The sequence below is a fragment of the Labilibaculum manganireducens genome (assembly GCF_002843385.1).
Taxonomy (GTDB): domain Bacteria; phylum Bacteroidota; class Bacteroidia; order Bacteroidales; family Marinifilaceae; genus Labilibaculum; species Labilibaculum manganireducens.
This window is the reverse complement of record NZ_MVDE01000014.1, coordinates 75,862-99,895: the sequence shown is the minus strand read 5'-3', so window position 1 is coordinate 99,895 and position 24,034 is coordinate 75,862. Positions and strand designations below refer to the sequence as shown.

General features: G+C 36.4%; 13 protein-coding genes. 3 read left to right on the top strand and 10 right to left on the bottom strand.

Going from position 1 to position 24,034, the window contains the following annotated elements; all coding sequences use genetic code 11:
• The first annotated feature begins 364 nt into the window (after window positions 1-364).
• The 3 genes from BZG01_RS10870 to BZG01_RS22110 are packed head-to-tail and all read left to right on the top strand — an operon-like array spanning window position 365 to window position 1,857.
• Window positions 365-889: a helix-turn-helix domain-containing protein gene (locus BZG01_RS10870; RefSeq protein WP_101309860.1), complete on the top strand. Its 525-nt coding sequence runs from the start codon at window positions 365-367 to the stop codon at window positions 887-889.
• A complete protein-coding gene (locus BZG01_RS10865) occupies window positions 852-1,469 on the top strand; it encodes an IS630 family transposase (protein ID WP_101309859.1) in 618 nt (205 codons plus the stop codon). Before BZG01_RS10870 ends, BZG01_RS10865 begins: the two co-directional genes overlap by 38 nt.
• Entirely contained in the window at window positions 1,435-1,857 is a 423-nt protein-coding gene (locus BZG01_RS22110; protein ID WP_101309858.1) for a transposase, read from the top strand. Before BZG01_RS10865 ends, BZG01_RS22110 begins: the two co-directional genes overlap by 35 nt.
• A gap of 69 nt (window positions 1,858-1,926) precedes the next feature.
• On the opposite strand, the gene BZG01_RS10855 is transcribed toward BZG01_RS22110, so the two are convergent.
• The 10 genes from BZG01_RS10855 to BZG01_RS10810 all read right to left on the bottom strand — a co-directional run bounded on the left by BZG01_RS10855 (window position 1,927) and on the right by BZG01_RS10810 (window position 24,025).
• Window positions 1,927-4,005 carry a beta-galactosidase gene (locus BZG01_RS10855; RefSeq protein WP_101309857.1) on the bottom strand — a complete coding sequence of 693 codons (2,079 nt, stop codon included), beginning with the start codon at window positions 4,003-4,005 and terminating at the stop codon, window positions 1,927-1,929.
• 222 nt (window positions 4,006-4,227) lie between these two features.
• Window positions 4,228-5,313, bottom strand: coding sequence for an SGNH/GDSL hydrolase family protein (locus tag BZG01_RS10850; protein ID WP_101309856.1), 1,086 nt, complete (start codon window positions 5,311-5,313; stop codon window positions 4,228-4,230).
• Between the two features lie 20 nt (window positions 5,314-5,333).
• Window positions 5,334-6,731, bottom strand: coding sequence for a sialate O-acetylesterase (locus BZG01_RS10845; RefSeq protein WP_218973086.1), 1,398 nt, complete (start codon window positions 6,729-6,731; stop codon window positions 5,334-5,336).
• Between the two features lie 107 nt (window positions 6,732-6,838).
• Window positions 6,839-10,936, bottom strand: coding sequence for a two-component regulator propeller domain-containing protein (locus BZG01_RS10840; protein WP_101309855.1), 4,098 nt, complete (start codon window positions 10,934-10,936; stop codon window positions 6,839-6,841).
• Between the two features lie 66 nt (window positions 10,937-11,002).
• Complete coding sequence (locus BZG01_RS10835; protein ID WP_180327288.1) at window positions 11,003-13,180, bottom strand: beta-glucosidase; 2,178 nt, start codon at window positions 13,178-13,180, stop codon at window positions 11,003-11,005.
• A gap of 28 nt (window positions 13,181-13,208) precedes the next feature.
• The gene (locus BZG01_RS10830; protein ID WP_180327287.1) at window positions 13,209-15,626 is read right to left on the bottom strand and encodes a glycosyl hydrolase family 95 catalytic domain-containing protein; all 2,418 of its coding nucleotides are present in this window, start codon (window positions 15,624-15,626) and stop codon (window positions 13,209-13,211) included.
• Between the two features lie 66 nt (window positions 15,627-15,692).
• Window positions 15,693-18,548, bottom strand: a complete 2,856-nt coding sequence (locus tag BZG01_RS10825; protein WP_180327286.1) for a TIM-barrel domain-containing protein — start codon at window positions 18,546-18,548, stop codon at window positions 15,693-15,695.
• Window positions 18,549-18,629: 81 nt separating this feature from the next.
• Window positions 18,630-20,312 carry a cellulase family glycosylhydrolase gene (locus BZG01_RS10820; RefSeq protein WP_101309852.1) on the bottom strand — a complete coding sequence of 561 codons (1,683 nt, stop codon included), beginning with the start codon at window positions 20,310-20,312 and terminating at the stop codon, window positions 18,630-18,632.
• Window positions 20,313-20,385: 73 nt separating this feature from the next.
• The gene (locus BZG01_RS10815) at window positions 20,386-22,371 is read right to left on the bottom strand and encodes a hypothetical protein (RefSeq protein WP_143470883.1); all 1,986 of its coding nucleotides are present in this window, start codon (window positions 22,369-22,371) and stop codon (window positions 20,386-20,388) included.
• Window positions 22,372-22,390: 19 nt separating this feature from the next.
• The gene (locus BZG01_RS10810; RefSeq protein WP_101309850.1) at window positions 22,391-24,025 is read right to left on the bottom strand and encodes a RagB/SusD family nutrient uptake outer membrane protein; all 1,635 of its coding nucleotides are present in this window, start codon (window positions 24,023-24,025) and stop codon (window positions 22,391-22,393) included.
• Window positions 24,026-24,034: the final 9 nt, after the last annotated feature.

The following is a 24,034-nucleotide window of genomic DNA, read 5'->3' as shown; positions in this document are numbered from 1 at the left end:
AATAAAATATTATAAAGATCACACGAACCTTATGAAATAAGGATATAAGCTCATAAACAACATACTAAAAAGCAAAAAACTTCTGTTTACAGTAACGTTCTTACTTAACACACATTAAAATAAAGAACAACAAACTTCATAATCCCATTCTTTCAAAAACAACACATAATTTCAATTTCACCATTTTAAAATAATCATACTAACACTTACAAAAAAAATAAATATTACAGATCATAAAAACAGACTTACATCACAAAAATAATAATCATAAGAACATCCTCAAAAAAGCCGATTCATAAAATTGCAAAACAATATGCTCAAACCTATACCACTAAATAAGATATTATACCAAAACAATTAATAATTGAGCTATTTTAAGTATTTTAGCAACCTTACGGCATCAACAATTAAAATAAACATAAAAGAGGATTTGAGTTACCTTATCTCACTGCTCAAATCAGAACGAGATTCTATAGTTGCTAATCGTATTCGATGTTTGGTTCTTCTTAAAGAGGAAAAGTTTAAAAAGCGAAAAGATTTAGCAGCTAATCTTTGTATTAGCTATGCATCTCTAAAGCGATGGCTAAAAATATATCGGGAATCGGGCTTCGCAGCTCTGCTTTGTATCAAGCAGAGTACGGGAAGAAAAAACAGTATTACTGAAGAGGTTCACAATGCATTATTTGAAAGGCTGCATGATAGTGAATCTGCTTTTATAAGCTATAAAGAAGTCGTGCTTTGGCTTGAAGAGAGTTATAAAATCGAAGTTAAATACGAAACATTGAGAACCTATATGATTCGACATTTTAAATCCAAATTGAAAAGTCCAAGAAAATCGCATTATAAGAAAGATGAGCAGGCCGTTGAGGTCTTCAAAAAAACTTCCTGATTTGATAAACTCGCATAGAATAGGATTAAATAAGGATAAATATGATACCGCTAATATATATTTTCAGGATGAAAGTCGATTTGAACTGATGACCCATATTGGGAGATACATTACTGCTAAAGGAGTTAAGCCAATTGTGAAATACAAACATGCATTTAAAAGCACTTATGTATATGGCAGTTTTTCACCACTAACAGGGGATGCGTTTATGTGGGAAATAAACGGTTTATCAACACAAATATTTGAAATGTATCTCAAGGAGTTTTCAAAACAAAATCCAAGAGAATTAAAATTAGTTGTTATTGATAATGCAGGCTTTCATTCGACAAAAAATATAGTTATTCCTGAAAATATCATATTGATAAATATTCCTCCAAATACACCAGAGCTTAATCCATGCGAAAGAGTATGGGGATACTTTAAGTCATTTTTTAGGAACAAAGTTTTTGATGATATTGAAAATGTAAAAGATTGGGTTCAAGAATTTATTAAAAATAATCTTTCTCAGGAAAGGATAAAGTCGCTAACAAAAACATCAACTTACAATAACTGCTTTATGGCTCAGAGGGCAATGTCATAAAGGGAAAAGCAATCGAAAAATTGAAATCAACCATAACCTCAATCGACTCAGAAAACAAGCACGAGATAAACTTTTAAGCGAAGAAGACCTCTATCACAGAAGCAAACGCCCCATAGAACCTGAAGCTGTATTTGGTCAGATAAAATTCAACAATAAATTCAATCGTTTTACTCTTAAAGGTCTTGAAAAAGTAACCATAGAGTTTGGTTTGCTTGCTATTGGGCACAATCTTAGAAAAATGGTAGCAAAAGACCATTTTTCTTTATTAAAAACAGCCTTTTTTATACTTATTTCAAATTTAAGAGTATATCTGAGTGGTTTTTATAGAAATATTTTGCAGAAATGCTTAGAATTCGAAAATCTAAACCATTTTCAAATATCAGTATAAAACTAAAGAGGCTGCCTTTTGGGACAGCCTCTTGAAATTTTATAAGAGCACTTACTCAAAATCGCTAAGCTATTTCTCAATGCGCCACACGGCAACATCTGCTGGTTTTAACACTTTATCTCCTATCAGGTAATCTCCATTATAATTTAAAATATACTCACCGGAAGAATAATTAACAGCCACCATAAAACCATCGCGATACTGAACAAAAACACCTTCAGGATAATTTTCTACCCCGACATTATTTTGTTGGTATATGTTTTTCAGAAGATTGCGTTCCAAATCCCCATCAACAGATTCTGTTCCAATATACCAAACCTGCCCCTTACCAATTTCATTTTTTAAAATGCAGGCAGTTCCTTTGTAAAATTGATCGGTATAACTAGCTACGACCTCAGTTTTATCTTCCGGTGTAATTAAATCTCCCCATGAACTCCATTTGTAATTTTTCCCATCCATTAAAATATCACCTTGTTTTCCGAATGGAAGCATATCAAATGAATAAATCTTTCCACCAATTAGTTCATTCATAATGCCCGATAAATTATTTTCCCATAAATGAGCATTTTTATCTTTAGCTCCGGTTCTTGGTGAGACAATAAGCTTACCTCCTTTTGAAACGAACTTTTTCCATTTCTGAACCAACGCCTCGTCTACCATTTCGTAAGAAGGAACTATAATAAATTCATAATCATCAAAATCATCTTCCTCTGAAATGAAACTCACCGGAGCACCAAATGAATGCAATATCTGCTGATAACGCTGCATGTGCTTCCATGTATTCCATTGGTTGGTTTGCTTCTGTCTTTCCAGATTCCAAAGGTTGTCAAACGACCACATGACAGCAGTTTTCCTCTTCTTAATAGCTTCAGGCATTTGAGTATTCTTGCTGTATTTTTTCCTCAATTCATTCACCTCGTTGATCACCTGTACATACTCCTCTCCTCCCTGACTCAAAGTAACACCATCGGTTCGAACCACACCATGATGATATTGCTCGGCACCATAAAGTACTTGTCTGTAACGATAGGTACATGCAAAAGAATTCCCTCCTGCAAAACAATGCCACAACCACATTCGAACGGTTCCGGGTTGTAACAATGAATTGTGATTGGCCCAATTTACCTGTCCGGGCTGCAGTTCCATAACACCTGAAATACCTTTTACCGACTTATAATAATCATTGGCATACATTAAAACGGAGTGATCACCTAAACGAAAACCCAAGTCTCCCAGATTATTGCTTCCATAATTGGGATAAGCTGTAAATGAAGCAAAATCAAGTTTTTTACTTCTTTTCGGATCCGTCTGGCTGCCTTTTGCCACATAGTTTGTGGTTATAAACTGTGACTCATCAATATATTTCCGCAATTCTTCAGCCTGAAAATCTAAAAAAGATGCTTGCGTATCCGCTGTAAAGCGTTTAAAATCCAATAAAGCAATAGGATTTGCACCCCACCAACCAACATTTTGAGCATTATGAATTCTAACTTCATCAAAAGCCGAATACAACTGACTCCAAAATGCCGTTCCCCATGCCTTATTCAATTCAGTAATATCTGCATATTTATTTTGTAACCATTCCCGAAATGCCAATTGCGCAGACGAACTGTAATCTTCTTTAGCCTCCGGCTCATTGTCAATTTGCCATCCCATTACAGCTTTGTTGTGTGCATAATGCTTAGCCATTTCATCAACAATTTTTTGTGTATACTCCAAAACAATCGGGTTGGATAATGACATGTTTGCACGGGTGCCATGCTCTTTAGATTGATAATTACCATCTTGTATGTATATTTCGGGATACTTGATTCCGAGCCATACCGGAGGACATGGCGTAGGTGTTCCCAAAATCACTTTCAGCTTATTTTTATCAGCCAACTCAATTACTTTATCAAGCCAGGTAAAATCATACTTGCCCTCAGATGGTTCCATCTGAGCCCAGGCAAATTCAGACATATGAATAAATTCGAATCCATGACCGGCAATATTCTCAATATCTCTTTCCCATTGATTTTCAGACCATTGCTCAGGATAGTAATACACACCAACAGACATCAAATCCTTTTTAGGGAAAAAATCCTGTGCAGATAAAACACCAATCCAACTGCTGATTAGTAATGCCAGTAAGCTAATTTTCTTTGCCATATTTTTTCTTTATTAGATCTTCTTAATTTTGGTGTCCTGCCTAAATCGTAAGCTATTTTTTTTCAATGCCTTCTGATTAGATCAAAAATCGATTGTTAACAGGATAACTTTAGTAAAGAGAGGTAGTACTAGTTTCCTAGCACTACCTCTCAACTGCATTTGGTCCTTAATAATACGCTAATGATATCAATTTAAGTGCAGTTTTTTAAATTAGTCTCTAAATCACCATTCAATATTTTCTTCAATGAACCCGATTAATTGGTCAGCCATTGCATGATGTTCCTTAATGTTTGGATGTCCGCCTGAATTTTTAAACGGGAAAAAACAAGAGAATATCTTATCATCCTTTAATTGACTTACTGCTGTTTGTACATATCCAGGCCACTGAGATCCTTCCTTGGTTGCATCCATACTGCCAAGGGTACAGATAATAGACGAATGTGGATACTTACCGCGAATGGAACTTACGAAATCTTTGTAGGCCGCAATAATAGTTGTTGAATCGGGTGCCTCCTTACCAAATCTATTTTTAAACTGCTCATTTTTGGGGATATTTACGATCCATGAATCGTTCTGAAAAAGATTAATTACTACTACATCAGGTGTATATTTGGAAAAATCCCATTTTAAAACTGAGTCATTTGGATCGATTCGATCATACATTTCGGACATAATCAATGGAAACCAACTAACCAATACTCCGATACCGCTTTTAGAAATACAATGGTATTGAGCATTAAAATGTCTTGCTGTAATAGCTGCGTATGATTCATAGTTATTTTGAAAATAACCATACGGACGATCTTTACCACTAGTATCTTCATTTCCATACGCAGAGGTAATGGAGTTTCCGTAGAACTCTATTTTTCTCTTTTTTGGTTTTTCCGCCGGCAGAAGCTTTGCATCCCCGGGTAATTCAAAACCATAAAACAATGTTTTCCCTTTATCCCATTCGGTACGTTTATACAATTGTACTTGATGTGTTCCTTCGGATAAGCCTGAGGCTAGTATGTATTTTGTTTTCAGTGTATCGGTATGCAATTTCGAAATCACCTTACAGTCCACAATCACATTGTAATAATTTGCCGTATCCAAATCCTGCAGAGTAGCTGAAATACTGCTTCCCTTAAATTGGATACTTACCGAAGAACCCGACCATGAAAGCTCCGCAGCATCGGGTCGAAACATAATTCTGCCTTCGTAAGTTAAATTTGGCTGATCGAATGCAATATCCTGATTTTGAACATTACAAAATCCAAAAACAAATACGCAGGACAATGAAATGATATTCTTTACTATAGCTCTCATTTATAAAAATTATATGGTTTTCAGAAATCAATTGTAGTAAAACAGGAAGCCGGTAAATTATCCATGTTAAAAAGTTTTGGTGTGGCTGAATTGGCCCAGGCAAATCTCACATTTACAGGATTCCTAACTTCCTCTGATCTCACAAGTACTTTGTCGTTTTTAATAAAAGCCTGAGCAGAAAACCAGGTTCCATCCTCTCCTGCTAATTCAAAATAGGGCAAATCAGCTTTCTCACAATGCAATCCTTCCGCACAATCAAAAATTACTTCGACTTCAGATCCTTTAATCAAAAAAGTCTTAAAAAGCGGTCCTGATGCTGGAAAATCACTCAACTTATAGGTTTTATTAAGTGCCAGATTTGCAAACCGCTTCCCTGCGTCAATTTTATTACGTGGATGAATATCAAGAGTATCTCCAATATCACTCATTACAACCATTCCCGAATTTGGAATAGATTTCAAAGCTCGGCGCTGCGCTTCGCGGACTTTTACTCCTGCATCTTTAGCGTAGTGAGTAAAAGGAGCTATTTGAGCATAATAAAAAGCAAGATCAGTTTTAAAACCTTTCCTCCAACTTCTCACTAAAGTCTCAAGGGTTTTGGTATATGTTGCTGAATTATCGACATTCGCTTCTCCCTGATACCACAAAACTCCTTTCATTGGGAAAGGCATAATCGGTGCTATCATTGCATTGTAAACACAACCAGGCATATTGGGTGCCCAAGGAAAATAAGGTACCTTTTGAGCAGATTCTGTTAACTCATTCGAAGCCAAAATTTCTTGCTCCGGAACCCATGTTTCAATTGGCGTTCCACCCCAATTGGAGCTGATTAACCCAACAGGGATCTTAAGTTCCTTATTCAATTCCTTTCCAAAAAAGTAACCTATAGCACTAAAATCATTCATGCTTTCGGACGTACATTTCATCCACTGACCTGAAACATCAATACATTTAGTTGGTGATGTTTTAATCGTTACTGAAAAAAACCGAATTTCATTATTGTCAGCATTTTCAACCTCTTCTCCTATATTATTAATTCCAAAGCTGGTTTTCCATTCCATATTCGACTGTCCCGAAAGTAACCACACCTCTCCCATTAGTATGTCATCGATAACTACAGAATTGTATCCCTCTATTTTTATTGAATAAGCACCTCCTGCTTCAGGAGTTTTTAACACTACCGACCATTTTGCATTATTAGTGGTCACAGTATTTAGGGTATCATTGTCCCAAGAGGTAATTACTCTAATTTTTTCCATTGGTTTGCCCCAACCCCATAGTTTCACCTCGGAATTTTGCTGCATCACCATGTGTTTGCCAAAAATAGCGGGCAATGAAACATTGGAATAAGCAGTATCAGGAAATAAATAAAAAAGCATAAGCACAAGGCTTACTTTAGCTAAAAATTTTGAACTCATAACTCTATTTTAATTTAAAGGCTAAAAATAATTACAAACGCAATATTTTTACTTACCAAATGTTTCCAAAAGGGTAACTAAATGTATTTATTCCGAATTAAATGCAGTTATTCTCCATCTTCCTTATGCCTTTTCGCATAAGCCGTTGGTAAAATACCATACTCTTCTTTAAAATACTTACTAAAATAACGCGGGCTATTAAAACCAACTTCGTAGGCAATTTCTGCAATATTCATCTGGCTTTTTTCCAAAAGCTGCAGTCCTCTTTTTAATCTGATAATTCTAATAAACTCAATAGGAGATTTACCCGTAATCGAAATTAATTTTTTATAAAGATAGACACGACTCATACCCAGTTCACGGCTTAAATCTTCGACTGAAAATTTAGATTCTGAAATGTTTTTTTCAACTGTTGCAACGGCTTTTTTAATCAATTTTTCATCCATTGAAGTAATTTGAACTTCGCTTGGACTTATATCAACCGTTTTTTGAAATTGCTTTTGGAACTGACTTCTTTTTTCCAATAATTTACGAACCCGCAAAAGAAGTAAATCCATATTAAAGGGTTTTGTTATGTAATCGTCTGCACCAATTTCCAGCCCTTTAATTTTGTCCTCATCAGCAGTTCGTGCAGTTAAAAGGATAAACGGAATATGAGATGTCCGGATATCTTTACGAAGCATTGTACACAATTCAAGGCCATCCACATTGGGCATCATCACATCGCTAATAATTAAATCAGGAAGTACCTTATGAACTGTATCGTATCCTTTTTGACCATCCTGAGCTTCGTAGATCTTAAATTGTTCCTGCAGTGTTTCTTTCATAAACGATCTGAAATCAATATTATCTTCAACCAATAAAATAATTGGCTTTTTGATTTTCTCGCTACTTTCAGACTCTTGCTGAGGTCTGGCAAAATCTTCATCTACTCTTTCCAAATCTTCATTATCTACTACAACTGTCTTATCAATTGGCAAACTCACTTTAAATTTGGCTCCTTTACCCCGTTCGCTTTCCACTTCAATAATGCCATTGTGCAGTTGAATCATCTCACGGGCGAGATTCAATCCAATTCCACTTCCGGACAGTCCCAATTTCTTATTTTTTTCGGACTGATAAAAACGAACAAATATTTTGTCGATATCCTCTTCATCTATTCCAACACCATTATCCTGAATAATAATATTAACAATTCCATCTTCATCTTTTATCTCCAACTTTAATTTTACATTCCCTTTTTCGTGAGTAAATTTTAAAGCATTGGATAATAGGTTCATCATTACCTTCTCCAGTTTTTCTTTATCGAAATTGAATATAAAGTGTTCTGTTGAATGCTCGAATGTGAATTTGATTCGCTTCTTGTTAAAGGCATCCTCAAAATTATGAGTCACGTCATTTAAAAAAGTAACAATATCAACGTAAGATGGATTATATCGCAATCCATGCAGCTCCAACTTACGAAAATCCAGCAATTGATTTACCAGATTAAGAAGTTGTTTGGCGTTTCGCTCAATGGTATCAAGCAATCTTTTATCCGATTCGGATCTGGTTTGCTTTAACAATTTATCCAAAGGTGTTAAAATCAGCGTTAATGGCGTACGAAATTCATGACTGACATTCGTTAAAAACCTCAGTTTCATTTCATCCATTTCGTGGTTGCGTTCTGCTTGCAGTCGCCCTTGTTCAACATTAAATTTCAGACGCTCTTTCCGAAGCATAGAATATCTGTAATACCCCAAGATCCCAATACCTAATAAAATATAAATAAGGTAGGCAAATGGTGTTGCATACAAAGGTGGTAACACAATAATACGTAATTCTGCGTAATCCTCATTCCAAATTCCATCATTGTTGGAAGCCTTAACTTTAAAATAATAATCTCCCGGATTAAGATTGGTGTAGGTTACCCGATTTCGATTCGCATCCAGCGACACCCAATCATCATCGAATCCCTCCAATTTATATTGATATTTAATTTTACTCGGAATAAAAAAGTTAAGCGCCGTAAATCCAATGGAAAAAACATTCATAGAATGTTTAATCTCGATACTTTTTGTTGATACTATTGAAGATTCCAGTAATTTAACATTTTTCACTTTTGAACCCGGAGATACACTTTGATTGTAAACCTGAAAATCTGTAAAGACCACTTTGGGTAAAATCTGATTGTATTTAATATTCTTTGATTCAAACAGATTAAAACCATTACGCCCGCCAAAAATCAATTCATTATTTGTTGTTTTATAACTTGCATTGGGATTGAACTCTTTATCCTGCAATCCATCCTCTTCTGTAAAATCATAAATCTGAAAAGAATACTCTTTATCAGGAGCTGTTTTCGATACAATAATCTGACTTAATCCTGTTGATTTACTGACCCAAATTGACTGAAATTCATCTTCTTGTATACAGTTAAATACATCTTCAGGTAATCCATCTTCGCTGGTAAAATGTTTCGAATAACTTGTATTGGGATCAAACACAATTAGTCCTTCTCTTGTAGCAATCCATAAAAGACCTCTTGAATCTTCAAATACTCCATTCACATTTTTACTGCTTAAAGGCGGTGCTCCTGATCTCGTAACTAAGGGATAATTTTTATACCGCTGCTCTTTAACATCATAAAATGTCACTCCATTAGCTGTTGCAATAAACATGTTACCATTATCCAATTTATAGATTTGATTCACATATTCCGCAGGCAATTTCACATTGCCTTTATTTGGAACAGGTTTAAAAATTTCATTGTTACGATCGAATATTACGATACCTCCGCCAAGGGTGCCGATCCATAAATTTTGCTGATTATCTTCATTAATTGACCATATATTGTTGCTCGTAAGACCATTATTTCCATTTGGTGAATATTGATATTTTTTAAAGGTTTTTCCATTAAAACGATTTAATCCTCCCGTAAATGTTCCTACCCACAATTCACCATTACTATCAATAAATAAACTTACAACAACATTATTAATTAAGGAATTAGAATTGGCTTCATCAAACTTATAGCTTTTGAATGTATTATTCCTGCGGTTAAAATAAATGAGACCATCACCATTCGTACCAATCCATAAATTTCCCTTTTTATCTTCAACAAAACAGTTAACATCATTATACGGCAGACTCGATTCGTCGGACAGGAAATTCCTGTACTGTGGAAATTTATGAATACTTTCATGGTAATAACTTACTCCATTCTTAAATGTACCAATCCAGATAACATTATTATTATCCATGTACAATTCAGTTATCGAGTTCTGAGCCAAACTTTTATCATTATCTGACTGGTGATAAATTTTAGTGGTTTCTCCTGAGAATTTATTAATCACATCAATACCTCCATGGTCAGTACCTACCCAAATTAATCCTTTGTCATCTTGAATAACTTTTTTTACGATGTTACTTGTTAAACGTATTTTATCTGAATGAACGGTATAATGATTCCACTTATCATTTTTTATTTGGTATTGATAAAGTCCATCATTGTTTCCATAAAACCAAATATCATTCTCAGCATCAATAAAAATGGCTGTATTTAAGCTATCGGCTCCTAATTTTCCTGAAAGGAAATCGTTCTTAAACTTAAGCTTATAGTCCTGCCCATCAAAACATTCGACACAGCCATTACTCAACAGGTAATAATAATCGCCATTGGTATGCACGAAATCTACAACCAGAGAAGATTCCTCTTTTGACTCTGGAAAATCATTCCTAAGCCTACCTGTAACTGAATCAATAGCTTGATAATACAGCTTTTCAAATTCCTTTACCCAAATTTTCTTATTCTTATCGATGTAGATATTCTCAATATTATATTCAGAACCTTTTTGTCCTAGAAATAAGGACAAATCACTATAAAATTTCTCTTTATTGATATCATAAACAATATTGCTCCACCTTGTTTTAATCCATAAATTTCCATTCATATCTTCCTGAATACCTACAATATAATTATCAATAATTGATGTTGAATCGGAAGATTTGTGTTTATAATTGACGAAGCTTGAACCATCATACCGACTTAAACCTGCAGTTGTTCCGATCCAGATAAACCCTCTTGCATCTTTGTGTATGCAGGTTACCTGATTATTCACCAACCCATCGGCACTATTAACCTTCAAGAAAGAATATTGTCTTTCTGCATGAATTGAGAAACTTGATAAAACAAAAAACAGGATTATGCCAATCAGTCTATGCATAGATAAATTGTAAATTTATTTCAGGGTTAAAATACAAAAGGGATGGCAAACCCCATCCCTAATTCTCTATTTTATATTTATTTTTTGTTTTTGAATAATATTATCAGAAGAATTACCAATATAAATAATATAAGTGCCTTTTTCCAGATTCCAATCTGATATTGCTTCATCGTAAAATGCCAGATCATCAACAGAAATTTCAATCTCTACCTGTTCTTCTTTACCTGAATCCAAAGAAACCTTTTTAAAACCTTTGAGTTCTTTTAGAGCCCGCTCAACTTTTGATTTTAGCTTACCAATATAAACCTGAACAACTTCTGATCCTTTTACTTCTCCTGTATTTGCCAACAAGCAGCTAACTTTTATCTTATCTCCTTTAGAGTAAATCTGCTTGTCTGCAGTAAGATCGGATATCTTAAAGTCCGTATAGGACAATCCGTAACCAAAGGCAAACAAAGGTTTAATTTTTTTTGTATCGTGCCAACGGTAACCAACTAAAATATCTTCTTTGTAGTACTGATTAATACTATCGCCCGGGTATGAAAGTTCTCCAAAATAATGAGCTGCATTGTCTTTTAATTTAACCGGATATGAGAAAGGAAGTTTTCCTGAAGCATTCACATCTCCCGAAATAACATCAGCCAAAGCGTTTCCGGCCTCACTACCATTGTACCATGATTGTATTAATCCGTTAACCTGATTTAACCAAGGCATCTCAACCGCATTTCCACTAACCAACACAACTCCCAGATTGCTATTTACGTTTAACAATTCTGCAATCAATTCATTTTGCCCGAACGGCAATTCAAAATGCCTGCGGTCTCCACCTTCACAATCCTGAAAATGATTTTTATTGAGTCCTCCAATAAATAATACAACATCTGCTTTTGAAGCCACATCAATTGCCGCTTTCACCAACGAATCGGCATTCAATTTGGAAGGTATTTCACGTCCATAAGCTGATGGTCCGGAAGCATAACCCATTGAATGAAGAATGGTCGCATTTTTGAAGCGGTTTTTAATACCTTCCAATGGTGATATTTCATATTTTGCTTTTAATTCTGACGAACCGCCGCCAACAGTCATTGAACGAGTAGCATTTTCACCAATTACAGCAATCTTGATATTCGTGTCCGGATTGATAGGGAAAAACTCATTCTTGTTTTTCAATAATACAATACCATCTGCGGCAACTTTTCGTGCTGCCTGAGTATGTTCAACATTATTCATTCGGCCAAGCGAACGATTTAGGTTCATATTGGTTCTGTACATCAACCGCAGGATTCGTCGTACTTTGTCATCAACAACCGATTCGTCAATTCCGCCATCTTGAATCATTTTCAAAAAAGGATCCGCTAAAAAATAGTTGTCGTAAGCGAACTTAGCAGAAGAAGTTAATCCGTTGGTCCACGTTCCCATTTCAATATCCAATCCATTAAAAGCTGCTTGTTTTGTATCATGAGTTCCACCCCAATCTGTAATTACGGTTCCATCGAAATTCCATTCTCCTTTCAATATTTTATTTAGCAGTAAATTGCTATGACAACAATGCTCGCCCCGAACCTGATTATAAGCTCCCATTATGGACCAGACATGACCTTTTTCAACTGCCGCTTTAAATGCCGGCAGATAAATCTCATAAAGGGCCCTGTCACTAAGGTTTACATTGATATGTCCGCGCCATTCTTCCTGATTATTAAGTGCGTAATGTTTAACGCATGCTGCAACACCATTTTCCTGAACTCCTTTTATGTAAGGAACAACCATAACTGATGCCAAATAAGGATCTTCTCCCATGTATTCGAAGTTACGTCCATTAAGTGGTGTCCGGTAAATATTAACGCCAGGTCCCAATAAAACATCCTTTTTTCTAAATCGTGCCTCCTCTCCAATGGCTGCACCATATTCATGCGAAAGTTCAGGATTAAAAGTTGCCGCCAAACAAGTTAGTGCAGGAAATGCAGTTATCGAATCGTTTGTCCAGTTAGCATAGCCCCAATCATCCCAGTTTATTTCACCTCTCACTCCATGAGGTCCGTCAGACATCCACAACTCTGGAATACCCAAACGCGGAATACCCGGAGAACTAAATTTTGACTGCGCATGACACATCGCTACTTTCTCTTTAAGAGTCAAATGATTGATTATTTCATCAATTTTCTTTTCTGTTTTTGCATCACTTTGTGCATTTACATTGGTCATCACTCCAAGTGTTATTCCTATATATAATAGTATATTTTTCATATTCATTCCTTTAATTTTCTTTTTTCGCTTACTTTAAACGGGAAACCTCAATTTCGACAATTTTATCTTTACTTAAATAGAGCATTAACTTACCATCTTTTATTTTATATTTTGCTCCATTTACACTAAAATTCTTCAATTGAATACCATTTCCGATTTCCAATGTTACCTCCTGTTCGTTTTGTGATGACAATTGGATTTTAACTTCCCGTTCATCCCATTTAATGCAGTTTATTTTAATATTTCCACGTGCTAAAACACCAGATAACTCGCCACTTCCCCAATCATCAGGCAAAGTAGGAAAAATGGTAATATATCCAGATCTGCTATTCACAATCATACGGGTTATTAAGGAGGGAAAACCTCCGCTAATATCCATATTAAAGAGATTACCAGGATTGTGTGTGGTTGCCATACTATTTGTCCAGTAAAAACGTGATAAATATTCGAGAATCTCTGATGCGGTTGCTTTATCCTTCATATTTACAGCAGCAAACCCCAAATGGCACATTCCAAAAGCCATTTCGCCACCTTGGTACATCTTTCGAATTTTCATCCGTTCATGAATCGTTTTTTTAGCCGCATTTTGCAAAGCTTCCGACTCCAAAATATCTTGATCCGGCACCTCATATAATCCGTACAAATGCGAGGCATGACGATGTGCCTGATTATCGGTGAATCCATCCCAAAGCCATTCACGCAAAACACCATCTTTACTTATTTGATAATCGGGCAGATGACTCAGGAATTCTTCTTTCTCCTGTATCTCTTTTCGACTAAGACCCAAAATCTTAGCTGCAGATATCCAATTACGGGTTAGTTCCTTAATGATCATGATATCCATAGTTGCATTGATGCAATTCTGCCAACGATGCTCCAATGGATTATTTTCAGGAGAATAAGACGGAACTACTATGTATTTACCATCCGCACCCATTGTCAAAAAATCTTCCCAAAACATCAAGGCTTCGTTCATAAACGGAAAAGCTCTCTTCTTCAGAAACTCTTTGTCTTTTGTATACAAATAATAATCGTAAAAATAAGACGCTGTCCAACCGGCACCACCATTCCAGTACTCCATGCACCATGTTTCATCGTAATGATTATTAAAACCGTGCGTACTGGTATGAGCGGCAACATGAATACCTCTCGCCCCATAAAATTGTTTCGCATTAATTCGGTAATCATTCATCATTCGCTCATGATAATCAAAATAAGCCATCATCAATTCGGGCATATTGCCATTGAGCAGATTCGAAACTGCAACTTCCACATTACCATCGTGAGTAAAATCACCCGACCATGGAGGTGTCCATGTTCCACTCCAAATACCTTGCAAATTTGGTGGATTAGTTCCCGTAGCGCACAAAATATTGTAACGTGCGGCTTCGAACTGGCGCTGCATAATACCTGCGCTTGTGCCAACTCTCACTTTTGAAACCAATGTTTCTGAAGTCATTTCTTTTTCTTCTTCCGTAATGTTCAGTTCTAAAGAAACTCTATCGTACAATTCACCATGACTGTTTATTTGCCTGTTAAGTAAAGCATTATAATCATTGCCGGCATTATTCAATCTATTTTGAATGGTTAACAATGATTCTTCGTTGGTTCCTTTATATGGTTCAATGCAGGTAAGAATAATTACTTCCTGTGCATTTTCAACTTCATAACACCCCTTAGTTTTTGAAACCTCACCTCCTTTGTTAATCACTTTTAAAAGACCATCGTAACCATCCGGAGAATGCGAATGTGGCTTAGCATACTCCACATGATAATGCATCAAATCACTTTCTATATTTGTTTGCGATTTTTTAATCAGTGAGTCAATTAAACCATTCTGCTCCCAAGTGTGCGGATGTTGATGCAAAGAGATTTGAGCATTTATTGGTGCAGTTCCTTTAATTTGAGTTACAACAACACCATCTGCCCTTGAAACAAAAGTTTTCCTGCTAAATGTTCCATTTTGATCCGTCCATTCAACTACGGCTTCCGCTGTTTCGTAATTTACCATTCTCCGGTAATTCTTTACGTTTGACGCCGGCATATCAATCGTTAGGTTAGCCGCAGGCACATAGGAATCTGTCCATTTTTTTTCACCATATCCGGTATCTTTCCAAATTTTCACACCTAATTCGGCCACTTCCTGATATTTCCCTTCAAAAGATAAACGTTTAATTTCGTCTAAATAAGGAGTCATATCCGGCGGTATTACAGGAGCTTCATTGGGCAAGTACAACAAAGCATGATTGAGAATAATAGTTTCTTTAAACGGATTCCCCATCACCATAGCTCCCATAGTTCCATTACCCGACAGTAAAGCATCTTCCCATTTGGCTGCAGGCAGCCAACTTACAAATCCTTTTTCGGGTACACTTTCCTTTTGTGCATAAGTTGACACTTGAATTAGCATTGCCAACAATAAAAAAAATATTATTCTGATATTCATCATACTTACCTTAAAAAATCCCGGCAAACAATTGCCTGCCGGGATTATATTACTTGCTATGGCTTATTACAATTCAACTTTAACTAATTTGCCATTGTACTTAACCTCTTTGCCTTTATAATTATCAAAGTTGAAATCTATTTTATTGGTTTCAGAGGCAAACACAATAGTAAATATTCGTTCCTGCGGCATTCCTTCAAACTCACCTTTCCGCCCTCCAATAGTCAGCTTTTGGTCATTTTCAGACCATTTGACTGAGATTGTACTGTACCTGCCTTTTTCGTAATTAAAGTTTAGTCCTTCATCTTCATACAATTCAAACTGAGCATCAGCACCGGTATAAACAACCAACTTTATTGGTGCATTTAACTTTTGACTGGTGTACTCAATTTCTGGTCCTACAGGCAAAATTGATCCTGCTTTTACAAAAAGAGGCATCTTTTCATAAGGAGCATCAGCATTAATCGTTTGTCCGCCTTTTAAAAGTGAGCCATTGTATGCATCATACCAATCGCTTCCCTCAGGTAAATAAACCTGACGTTCACGTGCTTTAAATTTAGAAACCGGACACACCATTATTGAAGGTCCAAACATGTATTGATCATCAATATCATTTACCTTGGTATCCTTTGTAAAATCCATTACCAGTGCACGCATAATGGTGTAATCGTCAAAATATACATGTCCTGCCAAAGAATAGATATATGGCATTAATCGATATCTTAACTTATTATAATACAGAATACTCTGATATGCTTTATGAGATTTTGGTGCAATATTATAAATCTCGCGGTATGGATACTGTCCATGAGCACGGAATAATGGAACAAAAGATCCAAACTGATACCAACGGGTATTTAATTCGCGCCATTCTTCCAAATCTTTACTGCCTTCTTTTGCGTTTTCGTAACGTTTTTCAACACAAAAACCACCAATATCCATTGTCCAATAAGGAATCCCCGAAATAGCAAAGTTCATGCCTGCTGTAATCTGCGCTTTCATATCTTCCCATCTCGTTCCAATATCACCGCTCCAGGTTGCAGTGCTATATCGCTGCAATCCGGCAAAGCCAGAGCGGGTTAATAAGAAAACCCTTTTATTTGGATCTACACTTCGCTGTCCGTTATAAATGGCCTTTGCATTCATTAGTGCATAGGTGTTAAAAAACTCTGTTGATGAGCCGATAGCGGTTGGTGTCATTAGTTTTTTACGGTATTCCATGCTTGAATTAGATACAATATCAGGTTCAGAAGCATCCATCCACCAGGCATCCATTCCAAAATTATAAATGTTACTTTTCATCTGATTCCAGAAAAGCTGGCGTGCCTCTTTACAATATGGATCGTAGAATGAGCCAATGTGTCCTTTCCCAATCCAGTCGCGCACACTATCTTTTACCGCTTGCTGATACATAAATCCTTTTGCATCAAGTTCCTTATAGTTATCAGTGTTTGTATAAAACTTAGGCCAAACAGAAATCATAGCATGTCCATTCATCGCATGAATATCATCCATCATTTTTTGTGGATCAGGAAAACGTGAAGCATCAAATTTATGACTTCCCCATTGATCCTCTTCCCAGTACGACCAGTCAATTACAATATTATCAATCGGTATTTTTCGCTTACGAAATTCAGCCAACGCTCCTACTACTTCATCTTGAGTTTTATAACGTTCACGACTTTGCCAAAAACCATATGCCCAACGAGGCAAAATAGTTGCTTTCCCTGTTAATTGACGGTATCCGCTAATTACCTTGTCCATATTATCGCCGTGAATAAAGTAATAATCAAGCTCTTGTCCCATTTCTGACCAGAGAGCCAATTTACCTTGTTCTTCTGCAGGACGAGGACTTAATGCTTTCAAACTGACATAAGAAATACCACCATCAGGTTTCCAATCCAATTTAACAGGAACACGTTCTCCTTTTTTAAGTTCAACGGTAAACTTATAAGTATTCGGATTCCATGCTGTTCTCCAACGTTCCCCAACTACTTCTTTTCCATCTATCTCAACACTAGTATATCCGGCATAATACAATTTAAAATGATAAATACCTGATTCCTTGGCTTCAATTTCTCCTTCCCAAACAATTTTGGAATTATTAAAAGGAAAATCTGCAGGAAACTTCTTCACTGTTTCCAAATTTTCATAATCAATATCTGCTTCATCCCTTTTTGCAAATTCTTCACCCTTTCCTGTTGTATATGTTGCAGTTAAAGCACCTTCTTTTCCCTCTTTATTGTACAGCTTAAACTGTGACAATTGACCGTAATCATTAGGGTTGCCAAAACGTGTTAACGAATAATTATCCCAAAGAAGACCGTAATTTTTATTCGAGACAACAAAAGGGATAGATACTTTGGTATTGTACTGATACAACTCCTCATTTTTACCTTTGTAGTTCCATTCATCACTTTGGTGCTGACCCAAACCGTAGAACGCCTCATCTTCAGGAGAATCAAAAACCTGTTGAAAAGAATATCCTTTAAAACCATCGGCTTCAATTGGCGTAAATCCTTTAGATACTCCCTCTGCTTCTTTCAATAATACTTGCCCATCTAAATCATAAAATGACACTTCTCCTGTTGAAAGAGATACCTTTGCTTTCATACTTGCTGTGGAAAGTGTTACTTGATCTTGATTCTCTTCTACAGTATAATCTGTTGTAATTGATTGAGGCAATACAACCAAACTCTCCCTTGCAGGAAATGAATTTTCCGGTGTGGAACTAACGCGAATAATGTCGTCAGAAACAACCTCCAATTTCACCAAGGCAGCTTCTGTTTTTTCCTTCTTATTAAGAGAAACAACTACCCCATTCTCTAACTTTTCATATTTTGGCTGCGAACAGGAAGCAAGAACTCCCAACATCCCCAGTCCTGCACAAAATATAGTTAATTTCTTTTTCTTTAAAATCATAAAATATTATTTTAAAAGCCATTGCAATACTCTTTTTCATCGAAAGAACTGAGATTAGTAATTTCTATATATCAAGTATTTTTAATCTGTCGCTCCTTCAATTATAGCGTCAATAGCATCAGAATGAACTTCATTACCAGTACTCCTATCGAACAATCCAAAACTATTATTACCTGTACCTCCATTATCCCAAATAAAAGGAATCATCCCACTTGCTTTAGCTGCGCTTGTAACTGTTTTCAAATAATTATTCCTTGATTCAATATGAGTTGTTAATGCATCTCCGGTCAAATCAGCACGTAACATGGCTCCGTATTCGCCTAAGATTACAGGAATACCTTTATCTGCATACTTGGTTTTCATGGCTCCAAATTGTTCATTTAGGTAGTCTTCCTGTCCATAACTGGAAACATCTGTATAGCCAGCTCCCCATTGGGTTTTGAAACCGCTTTCTTCCTGTCCGCAAAAATCCCAAGGATCATAATAGTGTACTTCAAGCATTAACCGATCTGCAACTTCATCGGTAGGCATTTCATGAAAATTAACTCCATGAGCAATGTTGGTATTATAAGTTTGAACCACTAAGTTTCGGTAGGCATTCTTTCCTCCTGTAGATCGAACAGCATCAACAAATTTTTGATTAAATGATTGCTGAACAATAATGTTTTCGGTTGAAGGTGTACCATAATCAGCATGCACTTCATTGGTTCCTGCAAATAGTAAGTGCTCATCATATTCTCTGAAATACACAGCAATTTGTTGCCAAAGGGCATATTGTTCTTTATTTATTTCGTCTTGTTTATCGTAAGTTGGATTGTTCTCTAACCATCCACCATCCCAGTGGATGTTTAAGATAGCATACATTTCATTTTCGTAACAATAATCAACCACTTCTTTTACTCTGGCAAACCAAGCATCCGAAACCCTGTAAGTTTCTCTATCAGTAATATAAGAATCCCATGCACATGGAATACGAATTGCATTAAACCCAGCAGCCTTAACTCCATCTATTAGTTGCTTGGAAACAACCGGATTTCCCCAGCCTGTTTCTCCTCCGGTTACCTCCAAAGAGTTTCCAATATTCCATCCGGCTATCATTTTACCGGCTAAAGTCACAGCATCACTTTCAACACCGGTTTTGTCAGCAGGAATGTTCACATCGATTCCATTTTGATTAATCGTTGCAATTTCAGTAATATCATCTAAAGTAAATTTGATGCTGCCTTCCCGTGCGATAAAAGATTCATTTGCACTTATGATAAAGGTCTGAGATCCATCAACTATACTTTTTGCTTCTTTCTTTGTAATCCAATCTCCGTCAATAGCAATTTCTACCGTTCCTGATGTTTGAAACCCGATACTTAACTCCTGGTTATCAGCAGTAAGGCTGAAAACACTTTGTTTTAGTAATAATGCATAATCCGGAGCCTGAACCACCTGAATTTCTTTAATCAGGTTATCTGCTTTTACTGTAAGAGTAGCTGATCTTTCATCGGTATCAGCATTTGCCTCAACAGCAACTTGAACAGGATTTGTTGCGGCTCCTCCAAATTCAGGCGTAACTTTACACCACGATTCTGAACTTTCGATCGTCCAATCCACATTACTTTTAACATGAATGGTTTTTGTTTCCCCGGCTTTTGTTATATCCAGCTTATCTACAGAAACTACCAATTCCGGATCTACACTGGTTTCATCCTTCGAACACCCTCCAAAAACCATTAACCCAATTAAAATGGATAGTAACATATGGTGTAATTTCATTGTTTGTGATTTTGATTATAGAATAATCCCGCCCACTAACGGGCGGGATAAAAACATCTGTTAAAGTTCTAATCTATTGAGCAGGTACAAAAACATAATTCATTTGAAATGCATCCTCTCCTGATCTAGGATCTCGCAAAGCTTGTAACAACATAGCTTCTCCATCAATACGGTAAATTGTAAGATCTCCCCAATCCAAGACCATATAATCGCAGGTCCATGGGTGAACAACTCCAACAGACATACTTAATTTATTATTATCCAAATCAAGTGTCCATGTGCCGTTTAAATTTACAATATCATCCGTATCCAGAATATCTCCATCTTCAGGAGAACCATTACGAACAAGAGTTTCACCAGATGTTTCATCAACATACGTGTAGATTCTGCGATGTTGACTAACAGATACTGTACCGTCTAATTCAAATTTCATACTACCATAGTCAATATCAGCTTCACCTGCAGCATAATGTTGTCCTGGAAGAGGATTATAAGCCCAAGTAGAATAATCTGAAAAAATAACAGGACCTTGTTCAGCTCCCCAGCTAGTAGTTTTATCATAGCTACGCTCGGAATCAATTTTCCATGTACTTCCACAAATAATATTCTTAAGAGCTACTTCTGGATTCTCTTCTCCACCGGAGCTACTTGGTTTTAAATGCAATGCTAAATATTCATCCTTATCAGCCGATCTCATGCCCAACCATATGGCTTCAATATTCCCAAGAGCATCCTTTTCAGAAACAATAACTCTTAAAGTATTCGTCAGATTTTCAGCTTCGCTTGTACCAAAAGATAACCAACCTCCAACACCTGAAAACACACTCAAAGGTTGGCCAAAATCTATATTGTTAGAATCATCAATTGTATAATTTCCAACCACTGTGCCGTCTGCAGTTACTAATTCATAATTTCCATCTTTATCCCCCTGCTTAGTTAAGGATAAGTTTATGGATTCAAAAATAGCTTGATCATATGGAGGTGTCCATGTTGTAAAAGTGAATCCTTCAGGATCACTTCCGTAGGTAGCAACCTCACTTAGTGCACTGCCATCTAATCCAAACCAATTGTATGGGTAATCCATATCAATGTTCCATGTTTTTGAAACAGTAACTGTTGTTGTTAAATCATTATTAGCATCACCATCATATGGTGGTTCAGGATCAGGAACATCATCCGGTACATAATTTTCAGCATATTCATCAGAAACAAAATTCCAAACATACAGGTAATCTCCTTCATCATTTGTTCTTCTTACGCCAACCATCAACTGATTTTCTGTTAGCTCCAAAATAGCCAAATTCTGGTTCCAGTTAGTTGCATTGGCAATAAAGTTGTTGGAACGAAGAATGGTAGCATCTGTAGTAGTTATAGTATGATTATCTACATCCAGTGAAAAAGTTCCTTCCTCATCCACTCCTTCGGTAACTTTATGTGTAGTTATCTCAGCACCGTCAATCAGGCTAAAAGTCATTCTACTGTCTTTATCAGCTTCCTCTATAATCCATTCATTACCAACCCATGCAGGAGCCCATCCAATTGAGGCAGTACCGGCTTGCCATTCATCCCAGGTTGTTTGAGGTTCACAATAAGTTAAAGGTCCTGCAGCAAGGCCATAAGAACCATAATCCAGTCGCCACGTTTTTTCATGTCCGACACCTCCAGTTAAATTAGTCCATAGTATATGATCAACGAAACCAGAATAGAATTCATCAATTACAAATTCTGCAGAATCGGCGGCAAAAACAACACCGCCTCTTGTATTCACACCAAAAAGAACCTTATAAACACCTGGAAATGCAATCTTTAACGTATCCTTTTGCGTTTGACTTCTTCCTTGAGGATGACTCCATAAAGACTGATAATTTGATTCCATTAAACTTGTCAGATAAACAATATTTGGATTTTCAGTATCATGTGTTATCGTATAAGCTATGCCTTCCACCAAATCTTCAGATTTGATATCGGTTTTTTCCAGATCGTATTTATCAGGTGTACAACTCGTATACACTACAGCTGATAGAATCAGAAATGTTAATAAATTATATAGTTTTTTCATCATATTATATTTTTTAAAACTACTCCCATCCTGCATTTTGCTTCAAGACACCATTCGAAAGAGTAATTTGTGTATTTGGAATTTGCATAAAACCATTTGTTTTTTTGATGTTTGCCTCTGTGATTGTAATAAAATCAGACACATCAGCACTTAATACTTCTGTATTACTTTCTGCAATTGCAGTAGCCGCCACATCAATTCCCTGACGCAATAAATCCCAATATCTGATTCCTTCAAAAGCAAACTCTACTCTACGCTCAGCCATAATGGCTTCCTTTGTTACGGTTTTAGTACCTAAACCTGCCCGTCCTCTCACTTCATCAAAATATGTTTGAGCCTTTGCACTTCCCAATTCAGCAGCCATCAATAAAACATCAGAATAACGCATCACGATAAAATCCTGAAATTGTGAAATTTGGTTATCACCTTCACCTAAACCGTCAACAATATAAGTTCCATCAGGAAGAGCAAGAGGTATGTACTTTTTATTACAATATCCAGTATATTCCCTCCACTTGGATAGATCAACATCTTCAATCACACCTTCAGAAACCATATCAATAACCGAGGCAGTTTTCCGCTGATCATCAGTATCAAAACTCTGAGCGGTTTTTGGATTTACGGTGCATAATCCCCATCCGTAACCATAAGGCGAAGAAGTAGTTTCTCTTAATCCCATCATCACCAACCATCTGTTTCCATCTACATTGCCATTATAATCAGAAGTGTAGTTAAATTTCTGTGTAAATACTGCTTCTGAGTTTCCTCTTCCGGCCCAGGTACTAACTAAAGTATTATCTTCAGGTACTGGTGTTGTCGAGGCTGCTTCCCAAAGATTTTTGTATTCCGAAACTAATGAAAAACCTCCTTCGCCGATCACATTCTCAAGGCCTGCCAACACATAAGCTTTATCAACCACTCCTTCTAAATCGGCAGTACCATAATAACCTGTATAAAATAAGAACACTCTTCCCAACACGGCTTTTGCAGCCCATTGAGTTGCCCGTCCGTCATTTGTGGCAGCCCATGAAGGGGAATAAGCCGGCTGATTAATATTTTCAGCAGCAAACTTTAAATCTTCAGCAATTACTTTATAAACAGCAGCAGGTTCCGATTGCGGCACATTATCGGTAGTTGGTTCAAGCAACAAGGGCACTTTATTGAACAATCGTGCCAAATCGAAATACAATAGCGCACGTAAATAGCGAGTCTCACCTTCAATTCTGCTGCGAGTATCTTCTTTGCCTTCCCAACTAATATCATCCAGCTTTGTTAACAACTTATTGCAGCGAAAAATTCCTGCATAATAAGATTTCCAGGTCTCGTTAAAGATATCATTGTAAGAGGGTGCCTGACTTAGATCAAACCGATCCAAAAGCTGATTATTTCTATCGTCTCCTGCACCTGCACCACCAAAACATTCATCCGACAGAAGCTCTGAAGCTACATAGAAAGCCGTTCCGCCATCAGATGTTGTTCTTTGGTATCCATCGTAACAACCAACTAAAGCCATTTCAAAATCAGCCTCCGTTTTGTAAAAATTACTATCAAAAATAGAGGTTTCCGGTTCTACATCCAGAAATGATTCTGAGCAAGAAAATAATCCCAGACTCAGCATTCCAAATGTTAGAATATTTAATTTTATTTTGTTCATAATTCTAAA